The following is a 16626-nucleotide window of genomic DNA, read 5'->3' on the forward strand; positions in this document are numbered from 1 at the left end:
AGCCCCTCACTCCCACTCAATCGTCCCCGGCGGCTTGCTCGTCACGTCGTAGACCACACGGTTCACGCCCTTCACCTCGTTGATGATGCGCGTCGCGGTCTCGGCCAGAAACTTCATGTCGAACTGGTAGAAGTCGGCGGTCATGCCGTCGGTCGAAGTGACGGCACGGAGGCCTACGACGTATTCGTAAGTTCTGCCGTCGCCCATCACGCCGACGGTCTTCACCGGCAAGAGCACCGCAAACGCCTGCCAGATCGCATCGTAGAGGCCGTGCTTGCGGATCTGGTCGATATAGACCGCATCCGCATTGCGCAGGATGTCGAGCTTTTCCCTCGTGATGTCGCCGGGGCAGCGGATGGCGAGGCCAGGACCCGGGAACGGGTGGCGGCCGACGAACACTTCGGGCAGGCCGAGCTCGCGGCCGAGCACGCGTACCTCGTCCTTGAACAGTTCGCGCAGCGGCTCGACCAGCTTCATGTTCATGCGCGCCGGAAGGCCGCCGACATTGTGGTGCGACTTGATGGTCACCGACGGTCCGCCGGTGAAGGAGACGCTCTCGATCACATCGGGATAGAGCGTGCCCTGCGCCAGGAAAGCGGCGCCGCCGATCTTCTTCGCTTCCGCCTCGAACACATCGATGAACAGCCGCCCGATGGTCTTGCGCTTCACTTCGGGATCGGTGACGCCTTCGAGCTCGCCCAGAAACTCTTTCGACGCGTCCACATGGACCAGCGGGATGTTGTAGTGGTTGCGGAACAGGTCGACGACGGTCTTGGCCTCGTCGAGCCGCAGCAGGCCGTGGTCGACGAACACGCAGGTGAGCTGGTCGCCGATCGCCTCGTGGATCAAGACCGCCGCGACGGCGGAATCGACGCCGCCGGAGAGGCCGCAGATCACCTTGCCCTGGCCGACCTGCGCGCGGATCTTCTCGATCGCCTCCTCGCGGAAGGCGCGCATGGTCCAGTCGCCGGTGAGGCCTGCGACCTTGCGCACGAAGTTGCGCAGCAGTTTTGCGCCGTCGGGCGTGTGCACCACCTCGGGATGGAACATCAGGCCGTAATACTTGCGCGTCTCGTCCTGGATGATCGCGAACGGCGCGTTCGGCGAGGTGCCGGCCACCGAGAAACCGGGCGGCATCTTGGTGATGCGGTCGCCATGGCTCATCCACACCTGATGCTTTTCGCCGTGACCCCAGACGCCGTCAAACAGCTGGCTGTCGGTCTTCACCTCCACGTCGGCGCGGCCGAATTCGCGGTGGTGCCCGCCCTCGACCTCGCCGCCGAGCTGGGCGGCCAAGGTCATCTGGCCGTAGCAGATGCCGAGCACGGGAACGCCGGATTCGAAGATCAGCTGCGGGGCGCGCGGCGAGCCGGTCTCGTGCACGGACTCAGGGCCGCCGGAGAGGATCACCGCCTTCGGCTTCATCTCCTTGAAGGCGGCCTCGGCCTTCTGGAACGGCACGATCTCGGAATAGACGCCCATCTCGCGGACGCGGCGGGCGATCAGTTGCGTCACCTGGCTGCCGAAATCGACAATCAGAATCTTGTCATGCGCCGAGGCCACCGTGGGCGCCGACGAGTTATGGGCTGTGTGCTGGGCTGTCATGGCAAGCAGATACGCGACACCGCCCGCCCCCGCAACCGCGCAGCGCGGGGCGCCCACATTCTTCTTTGGGCATGGACAAATCTATATAGGTCAGTATTATTGACCTAATTGGCCGTAACCAATGGGAGGAAACCAATGCCGGATTTTCACGAACCGTCCCGCCTCGCAGCGCTCGGCCGCGACTGGATCGCGGCCTGGAATGCGCGCGACCTCGAGCGCGTGCTGGCGATGTATTCGGAGGATACCGAGATGACCTCGGACCGGATCCCGGCGCTCGGCTTCGGCGCCTCCGGCACCGTGCGCGGCAAGGCGCAGCTGCGCGCCTATTGGAGCGCCGCGCTCGCCAAGCTGCCCGAGCTGCATTTCGAGCTGATCGACCTCTACGTCTCGCCCGACAGCGTCGTCGTGTTCTACCAGAACGAACGCGGCAAGAAGATCTGCGAGTATCTGCGGTGTGACGCCGAGGGCAAGATCCGGCAGGGCTCGGCGAACCATCTGGTGGGTTGAGATGAACCTGGCACGACCAAGCCTGACCGTCACCCCCGCGCAAAGGCTTCGCCTTTGTCGCTGGAGGTGCTCGCGAATCGAGCCTCGAAGGGCGACAGCCCGGCTCCATCCATCCTTCGAGGCTCGCCGAGTGTTGCTCGCGCACCGCTCGACGCGCACCTCAGGATGACGTCAGTATTTTGGGATACAGGCGCGTAGAGCCGCAGAAACTACTCAGGAAGGACACCATGAAAATCCCGACCCTGCCCTTCACCGTCACCGACTGGAGCAACGTCGAGCCTTCAGTGCATCCCGGCGAGACCGGGCAAGCGCTGTGGCGCACGCTCAACATTGGCGAGCTGCGGGTGCGGATGGTGGAGTATTCGCCGGGCTATCTCGCCGATCACTGGTGCGATCGCGGCCATGTGCTCTTTGTCGTCACGGGCGAGCTCGACACCGAGCTGCGCGACGGCCGCAAATTCACGCTGAAGCCGGGCATGAGCTACCAGGTCTCCGATTTCGGCGACGCCGCGCACCGCTCCTCGACGGCGATGGGAGCGACGCTGTTTATCGTGGATTGAACTGACGTAGTCCCCCCGTCATTGCGAGCGGAGCGAAGCAATCCATAGCGCCGCTTGCCGAGACATGGATTGCTTCGTCGCTTCGCTCCTCGCAATGACGTGGAGAGAGTCACGCACTCACCGCCTCCGCGCCGCAACCTTCCTCACCTTGGTATCCGACCAGCTCAGCGGCTTGCCGCTCTTCGACGGCAGCACGAGTTGCCCGACCGCCTGTCCGGCCTGGTCGAGCAGCACCGAATGGGTTTCGCCCCGCGCATAGAGATGCGCCTCGCCCCATTGCCGCAAGGAGACCACGATCGGGAACAGGTCGTGTCCCCGCTTCGTCAGCACATATTCGAGGTAGGCGCTGCCGTCTGACGCCGCGACCTGCTCGAGCACGCCGGTTTCGACCAGCTTGCGCAGCCGCGCCGTCAGCATGCCCTTGGCGATGCCGAGATTCTTCTGGAAGTCGCCGAACCGGCGCAGGCCGTCGAACGCGTCGCGCACGATCAACAGCGACCACCAGTCGCCGATCGCATCGAGCGCGCGGGCCACCGGGCATTCCGCCTTTGCGAATCCGGTCCGCTGCATCGCGCTCCACCTCCCTTCGATCACGATTCCGAACTGGTCTCAAAATAGGACTAGACAGGCTGCGATGCAACTGGTCTCATTATAAGACCAGATTGCGAATTGCAGCGGAGCCAAGATGACGAACCAGACCATGACGGAGGCCGGACCGGCCACGGGCGATCACAAGACGGACGGCAAGCCCCGCGACGCGAAGGCGGGCGCGCTGTCGCCCGCGATCGTGCTGCTGTTTGCGTTCGCCTGCGGGCTGAGCGTTGCCAACATCTATTCCGCCCAGCCGCTGCTCGACACCATGGCGCAGGATCTCGGCATTACACCCGCCGCGATCGGCATCGTGGTGACGCTGACCCAGGTCGGCCTCGCCTTCGGCCTGATGCTGATCGTGCCGCTCGGCGACCTCTGGGACCGCCGCAAGCTGATCGTCGGCCAGATCATGCTGTCCGCGGTCGCGCTCGTCGTGGTCGGCACCGCGCCGAACGCGATCGTGCTGTTTGGCGGAATGGCGCTGGTCGGGCTGCTCGCCGTCGTGATCCAGGTGATCGTCGCCTTCGCCGCGACATCGGCCTCGCCGGCCGAGCGCGGACAGACCATCGGCACCATCCAAAGCGGCGTCGTGTCGGGCATCCTGCTGGCTCGTTTTGCGTCGGGCACGCTGGCCGACATCGGCGGATGGCGCATGGTCTACCTGACCTCGGCGGTGCTGATGCTCGCGATGGCCGCCCTGCTCGCCTATGTGCTGCCGCGGCAGCCGCCGCGCGCATTGACCGGATCATCCTATGCCAAGCTGCTGCGCTCGACGGCCACGCTGTTCGCCGAGGAGCCGGTGCTGCGCGAGCGCGCCGTGTTCGCATTGCTGATTTTTGCGAGCTTCAGCGCGTTCTGGAGCTCGGTCGTGCTGCCGCTCTCAGCTCCGCCGCTGTCGCTGTCGCACACCGCGATCGGCATGCTCGGCATTGCCGGCCTTGCCGGCGCGCTGGCGGCGCGCAATTCGGGCCGCCTCGCCGATCGCGGCTGGGGCCAGCGCACCACCGGATTGTCGCTGCTGCTGATGCTCGCCGGCTGGGCACCGATCGCCTGCCTGCATTCTTCCCTGTGGCTGGTGCTCGCCGGCGTCGTGATGATCGACTTCGCGGTGCAGGCCGTCCACGTCACCAACCAGAGCCTGATCGTAGCTGCCCGCCCCGACGCGTCGAGCCGCCTGATCGGCGTCTACATGGTGTTCTACTCGGTCGGCAGCGGGCTCGGCGCAATCTCTTCGACGATGGCCTATGCCGCCGCGGGCTGGCTCGGCGTCTGCGCGCTGGGCGCCGCGATCAGCGCCTGCGCGCTGCTGTACTGGGTCATCGTCGTGAGCAGGACGCCGGTGCCGCAGAGCGTTTGCACGGTTCCGTCACCCTGAGGAGCGCGCTCTTGCGCGCGTCTCGAAGGGCGACGGCCCGCGTCCATCCCCATCCTTCGAGGCCCGCCGAGCGCTGCTGACGCACCGCTCGGCGTGCACCTCAGGATGACGCCCGCTTGAGGATGCTAACGAAGAACCCGTCCGTGCCGGTGCGGCGCGGCGTCATCAGCAGGCCCTCCGGCGATTGCAACGCAGCTTCCGCAAATGCCTCGGCCTTGTCCCACAACGCCGATGCCGTCTGTTCCGGCGGCTGCACGGAAAACTCCGGATGCCGCGCGATGAACGCCTTGACCTGCTCGCCGTTCTCCTCGGCCAGCACCGAGCAGGTGATGTAGGCGATCCGGCCGCCGGACTTGACCAGCGGCGCGGCGCGCGCCAGCACCTCGGCCTGGTCCTTCAGCCGCACCTCCAGCGCGCCCGGGCGCATCCGCCATTTGGCGTCGGGATTTCGGCGCCAGGTGCCGGTGCCGGTGCACGGCGCGTCGATCAGCACGAGGTCGGCGGAGGCCTTGATGTCGGACAGCACCTCGTCCTCGCCGCGCGGCGTGCGCACGTCGCAATTGTGTACGCCGGCGCGCGACAGCCGCTCATGGATCGGCACAAGCTGGCGCTTGTCGCTGTCGGTCGCGATCAGCCGGCCCTTGCCGTCCATCATGGCGGCCAGCGCCAGTGTCTTGCCGCCGGCACCGGCGCAGAGATCGATCACCTGCTCGCCGGGCTTGGCCGCCGAGAACATCGCTGCGAGCTGCGAGCCCTCGTCCTGGACTTCGATGGCGCCCTTGATGAAATCCTCCTCGGCATGGATGCCGGGATTGCGCGCGTCGGCGCCGAGCTCGATGCGCAGGCCGAGCGGCGACCACGGCGTTTCCCTGGCACCGAGATGCGACAATCGCGGCAGCACCTTCTCGCGCTTGCCGCGCAGCGTGTTGACGCGCAGATCGAGCGGCGCGCGGCTCGCCATCGCGGTCGCTTCCGCGGCGCGGTCATCGCCGAACACTTTTGCCAGATGCGGGTCGAGCCAATCCGGATAATCGCCCGCGACATGCGCCGGCGCATCCTCGAGCGAACGCGAGGCCAATGCAGCCTCCTCGGCCGCGGTCAGCGGCTCCGGCGCAAAGCGGCCGCCGTCGCACAGCGCCGAGATCGTCGGGATGTCCATGCCGCGCTCGAGCCTGAGCATGCCGAGCACCCGCGACCGGGGGCTGCCATCATCCATCAGCCAGGCCGCGGAGGATTGCCGGCGCAGCACGTCCCAGATCAGGCCGGAGATCGCGGCGCGATCGCCGGAGCCGGCATAGCGGTGCGCGGTGCCCCATTCCTTCAGCGCTTTCGCGGCGGGAATGCGCTGTGCGTCGATGGTAGCGATCAGCTCGATCGCGGCGGAAAGCCGGGCAGCGGGGGTCATCGATCTCTTTCGGTTGGGCGCGTCAGATCAGCAGCAGGAGCTTGAGCGCGAAATACAGCCACATCGCCGCCAGCACCAGCACGCCGGCGAACCAGGCGAGCGAGCGCGGCCGCACGTCGTTGGAGGTGACGAATATCCCGGCATGGGCAAATCGCGTCACCACGAAAACCCAGGACATCAGCACGATGAACAGATCGGCACGGCGCAGCGGCAGCGCAATGGCGATCAGGACATAGAACAGCACCGGCAGTTCGAGCTGGTTGGCAAAGCAGTTGCCGAGTTGGGTGGCGCGGGCCGGCCAGTTCGGCTGGCGCAGCGCGATATCGGCCATCTTGGTCTCGCCGCTCGCCAGCGTCCGCGTCCGTGCCGTCGCCATCGCAAACAGCAGCGCGAAGGTGAGGCCAATCTGGATGAAGACCGGCAGCAGAACCATTTGAACCGACATCAAGAATCTCCCTTAAGCGGGCGCTCGGCCGCCCTCTTAGCGGTCGCGGCCGCGCAACACAATGAACCGTCCGCGGTAACCCGTTGAACCATCATCCGAGCCCGGGTGACCAACTCCCAGGAATAATGACGGTTTCAGTTCCCCAGGGATGACGCAATGAGCATCATCACCCCGATCCTGGACGGCGCGGCCCTGGCGGCCGCAGGCCTCGGCGATCTCGTCATCTCCCTATTGAAGGCGATCGACCCCGGCATCGGCTGGTTCGACGACGCGGCGGATGGCGGGCTCGGCATGGTGCTGTCGGGGCTCGCCGGCGTCGCCACAGCGCTCCTGGCCGCCATCCTGCTCTCGGTTTATTTCCGCAGCGGCTATCGCGCGACGCGCGACATCGTCAGGCACAGCCTCGCCACGGCGCTGGTGCTCAGCCTGCTCGGCTATGCGGCCTACGACATGGGGCACGATGCGCTCGCCTATCTCGGGCTCAACGCATCGCCGGCCGTGACGGGAACAAACCCGCCGAACACCGGGCTGCTCGGAGGTCGGGGCGGTCCGCCTGCCCTGCCCATCCGCGCGGACAAGCAGCTTGCGATCTAGCCGCCTGCGCCGCCGGATCAAACAAGACATCAAACAACGCATCAAACAAAGCAGCGAAGAACTCGCTGAAATCGTCATCGTTCCGACTTCGCGCCGACGCTATAATTCGGCCGAAAGGATCGATGCATGCCCCAGTTTCGTCTGACCCAAATCTCCGACACCCACCTCGCGCGCCGCTTCAAGCCGCTCGTGGACAACTTTCATCGCGTCAGCGAGCACATCGACGCGACGCGTCCCGATCTCGTGCTCAACTCCGGCGACGTCGCGTTCGACGGGCCGACCAGCCGCGACGATCTGGTGTTCGCCAAGGAACTGCACAGCGCGCTCCCGGTGGATTGCCTCTATCTGCCGGGCAATCACGACATCGGCGACAATCCGACCGCGGTCGGCCCGGTCCCGGCGCAACTGCCGACCGAAGAGACGCGCCGCGCCTTCACCTCGGTGCTCGGCGAGGATCGCTGGCATTTCGACGCCGCCGGCTGGTGCTTCATCGGCCTCAATTCGCTGATCATGAACACCGGCCTCGACAGCGAGGCCGCGCAATTCGACTGGCTGGCCTCGGCGCTCGACAAGGCCGTCGGCAGGCCCGTCGCGCTGTTCCTGCACAAGCCGCTGTATCTCGACGTGCCCTACGATGCCGAACGCGTCGAGACCGCGATCCGCTTCGTGCCGCAGCCGGCGCGCCGCCGCCTGATCGAGATGTTCGGCAAGGTCGATTGGCGCCTGGTCGGCAGCGGCCACGTGCACCAGCGCCGCGATTACACGTTCGAGCATGTCAGACAGATCTGGGCGCCCTCGGCCGGTTTCATCATTTCAGACGCGCGACAGGAAGTGATCGGCATCAAGGAAACCGGCCTGGTCGAGTACCGCTTCCAGCCGGACAGCTTTGAAGTGCGCCACATCAGAGCCAAAGGTCAGGTCGATGTCGACCTGGACATGCTGCTCGGCAAGCAGCCGGCGTGAGCCGTCTCAGCTCCGCGCCGCGTCGTTCAGGTCCCGCTTGATGACGGTCAGCAACGCCTGCAGCGAGTCCTTGTTCGGCTGTGCCGCCGCCGGCTGCGCACGCGGCATGAAGCGGACCAGCTCGGTAGCCGGTTCGTCCTCGACAAATTTTCCGTGCAAGACGTCGTCGCGGCGGCCCATGACGAACATCGTCGCCCAATAACCGAGGGCGAGGAGAATGACCCCGGAAACAATAGCTTCAAAAACCATGGCTACACCTGAAATATAGCCATATTGAATCAACTGCTCCGGGTCCCCGTCAAGCAAATGGGGACCGAAAGGCCCCCAAAAGCCCGCCATTGTGGCGTTTTTGATACTTTGTTGCGCGGAATGGGAGCTGGAATCGCCCCGTTCAGGCCTTGTCCGGCCCGCCCCGGATCGACCCCTGCCTTCACCTCTCCCTTGGGAGAGGTCGGCGCGAAGCGCCGGGTGAGGGTTGACGGTCCCTCGTCGAGCTGCGGCCCCTCACCCGATTTGCTGCGCAAATCGACCTCTCCCCGTCGCGGAGAGGCAAATCGAATCCGGGGAGGCTTCACGCCTTGTCCGGCCCGATCCGGACCAGCTGCTTGCCGAAATTGGCGCCCTTGAGCAGGCCCATGAAGGCCTCCGGCGCGCTGTCGAGGCCCTCGGTCACGAACTCCTTGTACTTGACCTTGCCCTCGCGCACCCACTGCGACATGTCGCGCAGGAAGTCGCCATGCATGGCGGCGAAGTCGCTGACGATGAAGCCGCGGAAGGTCAACCGCTTGGTCAGGATGTTGCGCATCATCGCGCCGGCCCATTTCGGGGCGTGCGCTTCGGTGTCGTTGTAGTGTGCGATCAGGCCGCAGACCGGAATCCGCGCGAACGCATTGAGCAGCGGAAACACCGCGTCGAACACCGCGCCGCCGACATTCTCGAAATAGACGTCGATGCCCTTCGGGCAGGCTTCCTTCAGCTTCGCCGCAAGATTGGGATCGCGATGATCGAGGCACTCGTCGAAGCCGAGCTCGTTCTTGACGTAGGCGCATTTGTCCTTGCCGCCAGCGATGCCGATCGCCCGCGCGCCCTTGATCTTCGCGATCTGGCCGACCGCCGAGCCGACAGCGCCGGACGCCGCAGCAACCACCACCGTCTCGCCCGCCTGCGGCTTGCCGATCTCGAGCAGTCCCGTATAGGCGGTCATGCCGGGCATGCCGAGCACACCCACCGCGGTCGAGATCGGCGCGATCTTCGGATCGATCTTGGCGAGCCCCTTGCCGTCGGACAGCACATGCGTCTGCCAGCCCGCGCGCGACAGCACGATATCGCCCTTGGCAAAGGCGGGATTGTTGGACGCGATCACCTCGCTCACCGTGCCGCCTTCCATCACGCCGCCGACCGGCACCGGTGCGGCATAGGACGGACCGTCGGCCATGCGGCCGCGCATATATGGATCGAGCGACAGCCAGATGGTGCGGAGCAACACCTCGCCCGCGCCCGGCGTCGGCGGTGTGTAGTCCTCGAGCCTGAAATTGGCCGGCGTGGGCTCGCCATGCGGGCGCGAGGCCAGAACGATGCGCTTTCCTTGGGACATGATTTCCTCTTGGGGTGATTGGTTCGTGGCGCACACGTAGTCACGCAATCCAGCTCCCCGCAAGGGAGATGGATTTGCTCTTTCGCGCGCGCTTGTTTGAAATTCTGTTTGAAATGATGCCCGTCACGCCGGAAGCATGCCGCTCAGCGGACCCGTCGTTGCGCGGCAATCCGCCTGGCTTCCGTACGATCGCTAGTCAGCCGGGATGAAACGGAGGGTGCCTGCGCGACGCGTTGGCTTGCCGGTGTCGTTGGTATGATTGACGCCATCCATCACAGGCACCTCAGGGAAATCGAATGGGCTTACGCCGTCGAGGCACGCCACGTTGACGGCATACAGGCTCTGGTTCGATCGCCGCTGATGATGCGTGTAGATTCCGCAGCGAGAACAGAAGAAGTGCTGGGCCGATCCGGTGTGGAAGCGGTAGCTCGTCAGCGCCTCCTCGCCCTGCAGGAACTTGATCCCACCAATCTCCGCCATGACGACGACGGCACCGCGCATCCGGCAGTAAGAGCAGGTGCAGCGGCGGATCGAATTGAAACCGTCGCTGAGCGTCGCCTCGAAGCGCACCGCGCCGCAATGGCACTGGCCGGCCCGAACGTTCGTGTCACGAACCATATCGCCTGGGTCCCCTGTCAAGAGATTCCGGGATCGGTCCCGTGGACCGACCCGGAATGACGAACGAGGTGCTTACACCCCGCCCGGATAGTTCGGGGCTTCGCGCGTGATGGTCACGTCGTGGACGTGGCTCTCGCGCAGGCCCGCGCCGGTGATGCGGACGAACTCGGCCTTCTCATGGAAATCCTTGATGTCCTTCGCACCGACATAACCCATCGCCGCGCGCAGGCCGCCGGCGAGTTGATGCATCACGTTGCCGACCGGGCCCTTGTAGGGCACCTGGCCCTCGATGCCTTCGGGCACGAGCTTCAGCGTGTCCTTGATGTCCTGCTGGAAGTAGCGGTCGGCCGAGCCGCGCGCCATCGCGCCGACCGAGCCCATGCCGCGATAGGCCTTGTAGGAGCGGCCCTGCCACAGGAACACTTCGCCCGGCGTCTCGTCGGTGCCCGCGAGCAGCGAGCCGACCATCGCGATGTCGGCGCCGGCAGCGAGCGCCTTGGCGAGGTCGCCGGAATATTTGATGCCGCCGTCGGCAATCACCGGCACGTCGGCCTTCTTCGCCGCCGCCACCGCATCCATGATCGCGGTGAGCTGCGGCACACCGACACCGGCAACGATACGCGTGGTGCAGATCGACCCGGGGCCGATGCCGACCTTGATGCAGTCGGCGCCCGCATCGATCAGCGCCTGCGCGCCGCCCTCGGTCGCGACGTTGCCCGCCACGACCTGCACGGCGTTGGAGAGCCGCTTGATGCGGTTGACGGCATTGAGCACATGCCGCGAATGACCGTGCGCGGTGTCGACCACGACGACGTCGACGCCGGCATCGATCAGCCGCTCGGTGCGCTCATAACCGGTCTCGCCGACCGTGGTGGCGGCGGCGACGCGAAGCCGGCCCTGCGCGTCCTTGCAGGCCAGCGGATGGGCGACCGCCTTTTCCATGTCCTTGACGGTGATCAGACCGACGCAGCGATACTGATCGTCGACGACGACCAGCTTTTCGATGCGATGCTGGTGCAACATCCGCTTCGCCTCGTCCTGGCTGACGCCCTCGCGCACCGTGACGAGGTTCTCGTGCGTCATCAGCTCCGAAACCTTTTGCCGTGGATCGGTTGCGAAGCGCACGTCGCGGTTGGTCAGGATGCCGACCAGCTTGCCCGGCACGTTCTTGCCCGCACCGGTTACGACCGGGATGCCGGAGATGCCGTGATCCTTCATCAGCGTCAGTGCGTCCGACAGCGTGGCTTCGGGACCGATGGTGAGCGGATTGACCACCATGCCGGATTCGAATTTCTTAACCAGCCGCACCTGGGCAGCCTGGCCTTCGGGGTCGAAATTGCGGTGGATGACGCCGAGGCCGCCGGCCTGCGCCATCGCAATCGCCATCCGCGCCTCGGTGACGGTGTCCATCGCGGACGCCATGATCGGGATGTTGAGCTGGATCGCGCGGGTGACCCGCGAGCGAATATCGACTTCCGAGGGAAGAACGTCGGACAGACCGGGCTTCAGAAGCACATCGTCGAACGTGTAGGCTTCGCGGATAGCCTGAAATCCCGTGGCCATTGCCAACTCCTTATCTGCGGCCTCAGCCGCGAGGGTCTTACGGATGAACGCTACCTGCGGCGACGCTCGCTGCGTCACCGTCGAATCGGCGCCCATCGGTGGGGTTGACGCTGGTCGATAGCATGGCGGCATGACGAATCAAAGTGTTTGCCAGCCATGCACAGGCTTTTTACGGGCCGATTCAGGGAGCCCTGCAGCCTGCTTAGCGATATCCCTGCGGCGGCCCGTGCCGGCGGATCGCCTCGACCACCTCGCGGTGGCGCCTGTCCTCGCGCTTCATGTGGACCGCGATCACCGCATGGGCCGACGGCACCAGCAGCAAGACGTGGAAAAATAGCCCGAAAATCGCGCAAAACACGATCAGGACCAGATTGAAGATGGCCGAAAACGGCTGTCCGTTCAGGAGCAGCCCGATCGGCGGCAGCAGAGCGGCAAGGACGTAGATCACTGCACACACCTCAACAGCGTTTCGAGCGAAGTGGATTCCGGTTCGCGTGAAGAAAACGCGTCAAAACAAGAAACTTGAGCCCCTTTCCGATCCTATCGGAGCGGAAAGGGGCTCAAACGCTGGCGGATGCATAGCAGCGTCACGCAGGATTTAGGGCGTTTGCCCGGTTCCGCAATAGCGTGGTCCGGGGCAGGATGATATGGCCCCCTCGCCCGCCTTTTCAGCAAAGCTGTCCTATTTTGATGAACAAGCAACGCCTGATCCCGCTCATCGTCGCGACCGCGCTTTTCATGGAAAACATGGATTCCACGGTGATTGCGACCTCGCTGCCGGCGATCGCCGCCGATATCGGCACGAGCCCCCTGACGCTGAAGCTTGCGATCACGTCCTATCTGCTGTCGCTCGCGGTGTTCATCCCGGCCAGCGGCTGGACCGCGGACCGCTTCGGCGCCCGCATCGTGTTTGCCGGCGCTGTCGCCGTGTTCATGCTGGGCTCGATCGGCTGCGCGCTGTCCTCCTCGGTCACCGATTTCGTGTTCGCCCGCATCCTGCAGGGCCTCGGCGGCGCGATGATGACCCCGGTCGGGCGGCTGGTGCTGCTGCGCTCCGTTGACAAGAGCGCGCTGGTCAACGCGATGGCCTGGGTGACGGTGCCGGCGCTGATCGGCCCGGTAATCGGGCCGCCGCTCGGCGGCTTCATCACCACTTATTTCTCCTGGCACTGGATCTTCCTGATCAACATCCCGATCGGGCTGCTCGGCATTTTCCTGGCGCTCAGATATATCGACCCGATCAAGAGCGAGGATCCCGAACGTTTCGATCTGGTGGGACTGGTGCTGGCCGGTATCGGCCTCGCCGGCATCGCCTTCGGGCTGTCGGTCGCAGGCCTCAACCTGTTGCCGTGGCCGATCGTCGCCGCCCTGGTCGGGGTCGGCACGGTGTCGATGACGCTGTACATCCTGCACGCGCGGCGCACCGGTTCGCCGGTGCTCGATTTCGGCTTGCTGCGGCTGCCGACCATGCGGGCGTCGATCGTCGGCGGCTTCCTGTTCCGGCTCGGCATCGGCGCGCTGCCGTTTCTGCTGCCACTGTTGATGCAGGTCGGCTTCGGCCTGTCACCGTTCCAGTCCGGTCTCGTCACTTTTGCCTCCGCAGTCGGCGCCATGGGCATGAAGACGCTGGCGGCGCGCATCATCAAGGCCTTCGGATTCCGCAACATGATGACCGTCAACGCGGTGGTCAGTTCGGCCTTCCTCGCCGCCTGCGCCTTGTTCACGATCTCGACGCCGCTGATGCTGATCTTCACCATCCTGGTGGTCGGCGGTTTCTTCCGCTCGCTGCAATTCACCGCGATCAACACCGTGGCCTATGCCGAGGTCGAGGCGCCGCAGATGAGCCGCGCCACCACCCTCGTCAGCGTCAACCAGCAGCTCGCGGTGTCCGCGGGCGTCGCGGTCGGCGCGTTCTCGGTCGAAACCACCCTGGCGCTGCATCACCAGACCGAGCTGTCCGCCGATGTGTTTGGACCGGCGTTCATCGTGGTGTCGCTGATCTCGGCGGCCTCCGCCTGGTTCTTCTGGCAAATGCCGGTTGACGCCGGCAACGAAATCGCCGGCCGCAAGGCGATCGACATTTCGAGCCGCAAGGGCGCCGAAAAGCGCGCCGCCGCTGATGCCGTCAAGGCAGCGACCGAGGACACGCAGAACGCCAGGGATCAGCGGCTCGGCTAGTTGATCGAACGAGCCGTTTCCGAAGCACGGGCACTGCAAGCCGCCGTCCGGTCACGGCCAACCCCTTAGGGGTGGCCAGTCATCCCGGCTGGCTGTCCTCGATCCGGACGTTCAATAAGTTCGTATGTGGGAACGTGGGTCGCTTCCAGCCACGATTCCAGCGCAGCTCCGCAGACCGTGCAGATCGCGTCACCCGTATGCGGCACCAAGAACTTCTCTTCAGTGCGTCTGTACTCAGCGCCGCAATTGCATTGAACAATGGTCGCCATATGAGAGATATGCGCCTGCGCTCCCCGATTTTCCAGTCCGGGAAGAAACGGCCCCAGTGCGCGAAACCCGACGCTGCACCAAGGCCGCCAACCCGGTGGGGGTTTTCTCCCGGTGGGCTTGGGGGGCATTGGCCGGGAGCAATGGAGTCGACTCCGGCCAGGCGCCAAGGTTCCAACCGGTCGCACTGAAATGTCGTGCCGCGCGCGCGGGATCAGCGGCTCCGGCCTCCCTCCGTCAATGACAATCTCTACGATGACGGCTGCTGCTGTCCACGAAACCCCGTCGCCAGCACATAGCGCTCGGAGGAATCCTGCCGGCTGGCGGATGGCTTGACGTGACGCACGCTGGCGAAATCGCGCTTCAGCTGCCCCACCAGTTCCGCGTCGGCACCGCTCTGGAACACTTTTGCCAGGAACGTGCCGCCGGGATTGAGCACCTCGCCGGCAAAATGCGCGGCGGTCTCGACCAGGCCGATGATGCGCAGCTGATCGGTCTTGCGATGGCCCGTGGTGTTGGCGGCCATGTCGGACATCACGAAATCGGCGCGGCCGCCCATCATCGCGATCAGTTTTTCGGGCGCGTCATGGTCGAGGAAGTCGAGCTGCGCGAACGTCACTCCGGGGATCTCGCCCATCTCGAGCAGATCGATCGCGACCACCTTGCCCTTGCCGTCGGCGGCACCGGTGCGCTTGGCCGCAATCTGGCTCCAGCCGCCGGGTGCAGCGCCGAGGTCGACGACGGTCATGCCCGGCTTGAGCAGGCGATATTTGTCGTCGATCTCGAGCAGCTTGAACGCGGCGCGCGAGCGGTAGCCCATCGCCTTGGCCTTGGCGACGTAGGGATCGTTGAGCTGGCGCTCGAGCCAGAGTTTTGACGACAGTTTTCGCTTGCCGCCGCTCTTGACCGTGACGTGCAGCCGCCCGGTGGTGTCTTTCGCCATGATGGTTCTTGCGTTTCGGTGTGTGCTTCTCCCTCGCCCCGCGCTTGCGGGGAGAGGGTCGGGGTGAGGGGCTGCTTCCGCATACCGAATGTGTGGAAGCGGCCCCTCACCCGGATCTTACGCTTCGCGTAAGATCCGACCTCTCCCCGCAAGAGCGGGGCGAGGTGACTCAGGGTCTAGCACGCCCGCAGCGCGCCGTCCTCGCGCATCATCTCGACCAGCATGCCCTCGCGCAGGCCGCGATCGGCGACGCGGAGCCGCGGCATCGGGAACGCGTTGCGGATCGCGTCGAGGATCGCGCAGCCGGCCAGCACCAGATCGGCCCGCTCGACGCTGATGCAGTTGTTGTTGACCCGCGCCTCGTAGTTCATGCCGAGCAGCTTCTGGATCGTCGCGGTGACGTCGCCATCGTTCATCCAGATGCCGTCGATGCGGCGGCGATCGTAACGCGACAGATTGAGGAACACGCCGGCGAGCGTGGTCACGGTGCCCGACGTGCCGAGCATGTGCATGTCGCGCAGATCCTTGCCGTGCTCGGCCGCGAACGGCGCGACGTGGCGCGCGACCTCATCGATCATCCGCGCATACATGTCCCTGGTGACGTTCTTGCCGCCGAAATGTTCCGCGAGCGTGACGACGCCGAGCGGGATCGACATCCACGCCTTGATGCGCGGCGGCGCATCGGGCACGCCGGGATCGCGCTCGATCCGCACCAGCTCGGTCGAGCCGCCGCCGATGTCGAACAGGATGGCGCCCCGCCCCTTCGGATCGAGCAGCGGCGAGCAGCCGATCACGGCGAGCGTCGCCTCGGTCTCGCGATCGATCACCTCAAGCTCGATGCCGGTCTCGGCTGCGACGCGCGCGCGAAAGCTTTCGGCATTGCCGGCGGCGCGGCAGGCCTCGGTGGCGATCAGCCGCAGCCGGCGGGCCTTGCGATAGCGGATCTTGTCGCTGCAAATGGCGAGCGCGGCGATCGCACGCTCGATCGCAGCCTCGCTGATCGAGCCGGTCGCGGCGATGCCCTCGCCGAGCCGGATGATCCGCGAGAAGGAATCGACCACGCGGAACCCGTCGCCGGTGGGACAGGCGATCAACAGCCGGCAATTGTTGGTGCCGAGGTCGAGCGCGGCGTAGACGCCGCTTTCCGCGGCCGCCGCAATCAGCCCTGACGGGGCTTCGCCGGCCGGAGGGCCGTCACAAAGCCGCACATAGTCATTCATCAAAACACTGTCTTTCCGCAGGACCCCAAGGGCAATCCAGGAGGATTCTTGGGGCCCGCCGAATAATTGTCCGTTCACGGAAACTTTAGCAGCGTCAAAGCCCTGCGCAAACTCCGTTCACATTGGGTCCATGCCCAATCGGGCGTTGTCGTTAAGGGGGGCGTGCGTTATCTCGTCTGCGCCCCCAAACTCCAGCAA

General features: G+C 65.4%; 17 protein-coding genes. 6 read left to right on the plus strand and 11 right to left on the minus strand.

All coding sequences use genetic code 11. The annotated features are described in order from the left end of the window. Positions 1-6: 6 nt before the first annotated feature. Positions 7-1605, minus strand: a complete 1599-nt coding sequence (gene guaA / locus AAFG07_RS24820) for a glutamine-hydrolyzing GMP synthase (protein ID WP_342722485.1) — start codon at positions 1603-1605, stop codon at positions 7-9. A 135-nt stretch (positions 1606-1740) separates the two neighbouring features. Here guaA and AAFG07_RS24825 point away from each other — a divergent pair, with 135 nt between their 5' ends. Together AAFG07_RS24825 and AAFG07_RS24830 are read left to right on the plus strand one after the other, a co-directional pair. Further along, positions 1741-2112 carry a nuclear transport factor 2 family protein gene (locus AAFG07_RS24825; RefSeq protein ID WP_342722486.1) on the plus strand — a complete coding sequence of 124 codons (372 nt, stop codon included), beginning with the start codon at positions 1741-1743 and terminating at the stop codon, positions 2110-2112. 227 nt (positions 2113-2339) lie between these two features. Next, positions 2340-2672 carry a DHCW motif cupin fold protein gene (locus tag AAFG07_RS24830; protein WP_342722487.1) on the plus strand — a complete coding sequence of 111 codons (333 nt, stop codon included), beginning with the start codon at positions 2340-2342 and terminating at the stop codon, positions 2670-2672. A 117-nt stretch (positions 2673-2789) separates the two neighbouring features. On the opposite strand, the gene AAFG07_RS24835 is transcribed toward AAFG07_RS24830, so the two are convergent. After that, positions 2790-3242, minus strand: a complete 453-nt coding sequence (locus AAFG07_RS24835; protein WP_342722488.1) for a helix-turn-helix domain-containing protein — start codon at positions 3240-3242, stop codon at positions 2790-2792. A gap of 115 nt (positions 3243-3357) precedes the next feature. Here AAFG07_RS24835 and AAFG07_RS24840 point away from each other — a divergent pair, with 115 nt between their 5' ends. Next, positions 3358-4638, plus strand: coding sequence for an MFS transporter (locus AAFG07_RS24840; RefSeq protein ID WP_342722489.1), 1281 nt, complete (start codon positions 3358-3360; stop codon positions 4636-4638). 100 nt (positions 4639-4738) lie between these two features. Here the strand turns inward: AAFG07_RS24840 and AAFG07_RS24845 are convergent, their stop codons facing one another. Both AAFG07_RS24845 and AAFG07_RS24850 read right to left on the minus strand, forming a co-directional pair. Then, entirely contained in the window at positions 4739-6043 is a 1305-nt protein-coding gene (locus AAFG07_RS24845; protein WP_342722490.1) for an RsmB/NOP family class I SAM-dependent RNA methyltransferase, read from the minus strand. Between the two features lie 22 nt (positions 6044-6065). Then, positions 6066-6488: an MAPEG family protein gene (locus tag AAFG07_RS24850; RefSeq protein ID WP_342722491.1), complete on the minus strand. Its 423-nt coding sequence runs from the start codon at positions 6486-6488 to the stop codon at positions 6066-6068. Between the two features lie 156 nt (positions 6489-6644). Between AAFG07_RS24850 and AAFG07_RS24855 the strand changes: the two genes are divergently transcribed. Together AAFG07_RS24855 and AAFG07_RS24860 are read left to right on the plus strand one after the other, a co-directional pair. Then, positions 6645-7082, plus strand: a complete 438-nt coding sequence (locus tag AAFG07_RS24855) for a hypothetical protein (RefSeq protein ID WP_342722492.1) — start codon at positions 6645-6647, stop codon at positions 7080-7082. 126 nt (positions 7083-7208) lie between these two features. Then, positions 7209-8045, plus strand: coding sequence for a metallophosphoesterase (locus tag AAFG07_RS24860; RefSeq protein ID WP_342722493.1), 837 nt, complete (start codon positions 7209-7211; stop codon positions 8043-8045). 6 nt (positions 8046-8051) lie between these two features. On the opposite strand, the gene AAFG07_RS24865 is transcribed toward AAFG07_RS24860, so the two are convergent. The 5 genes from AAFG07_RS24865 to AAFG07_RS24885 all read right to left on the minus strand — a co-directional run bounded on the left by AAFG07_RS24865 (position 8052) and on the right by AAFG07_RS24885 (position 12268). Further along, positions 8052-8294 carry a hypothetical protein gene (locus AAFG07_RS24865; RefSeq protein WP_342722494.1) on the minus strand — a complete coding sequence of 81 codons (243 nt, stop codon included), beginning with the start codon at positions 8292-8294 and terminating at the stop codon, positions 8052-8054. A 322-nt stretch (positions 8295-8616) separates the two neighbouring features. Next, positions 8617-9639: an NADP-dependent oxidoreductase gene (locus AAFG07_RS24870; protein ID WP_342722496.1), complete on the minus strand. Its 1023-nt coding sequence runs from the start codon at positions 9637-9639 to the stop codon at positions 8617-8619. 192 nt (positions 9640-9831) lie between these two features. After that, positions 9832-10257, minus strand: a complete 426-nt coding sequence (locus AAFG07_RS24875; RefSeq protein WP_342722497.1) for a GFA family protein — start codon at positions 10255-10257, stop codon at positions 9832-9834. Positions 10258-10329: 72 nt separating this feature from the next. Continuing rightward, the gene (gene guaB / locus AAFG07_RS24880) at positions 10330-11820 is read right to left on the minus strand and encodes an IMP dehydrogenase (RefSeq protein ID WP_342722498.1); all 1491 of its coding nucleotides are present in this window, start codon (positions 11818-11820) and stop codon (positions 10330-10332) included. Between the two features lie 202 nt (positions 11821-12022). After that, positions 12023-12268, minus strand: a complete 246-nt coding sequence (locus AAFG07_RS24885) for a hypothetical protein (protein WP_092125564.1) — start codon at positions 12266-12268, stop codon at positions 12023-12025. 242 nt (positions 12269-12510) lie between these two features. Here AAFG07_RS24885 and AAFG07_RS24890 point away from each other — a divergent pair, with 242 nt between their 5' ends. Continuing rightward, entirely contained in the window at positions 12511-13998 is a 1488-nt protein-coding gene (locus tag AAFG07_RS24890; RefSeq protein ID WP_342722499.1) for a DHA2 family efflux MFS transporter permease subunit, read from the plus strand. Between the two features lie 517 nt (positions 13999-14515). On the opposite strand, the gene AAFG07_RS24895 is transcribed toward AAFG07_RS24890, so the two are convergent. Both AAFG07_RS24895 and AAFG07_RS24900 read right to left on the minus strand, forming a co-directional pair. Continuing rightward, on the minus strand, positions 14516-15208 hold the full coding sequence (locus AAFG07_RS24895; protein ID WP_342722500.1) for an RlmE family RNA methyltransferase: 693 nt from the start codon (positions 15206-15208) through the stop codon (positions 14516-14518). Between the two features lie 176 nt (positions 15209-15384). Then, on the minus strand, positions 15385-16428 hold the full coding sequence (locus AAFG07_RS24900; protein ID WP_342722501.1) for a Ppx/GppA phosphatase family protein: 1044 nt from the start codon (positions 16426-16428) through the stop codon (positions 15385-15387). Positions 16429-16626 lie beyond the last annotated feature (198 nt).

The sequence above is a fragment of the Bradyrhizobium sp. B097 genome (assembly GCF_038957035.1).
GTDB lineage: Bacteria > Pseudomonadota > Alphaproteobacteria > Rhizobiales > Xanthobacteraceae > Bradyrhizobium.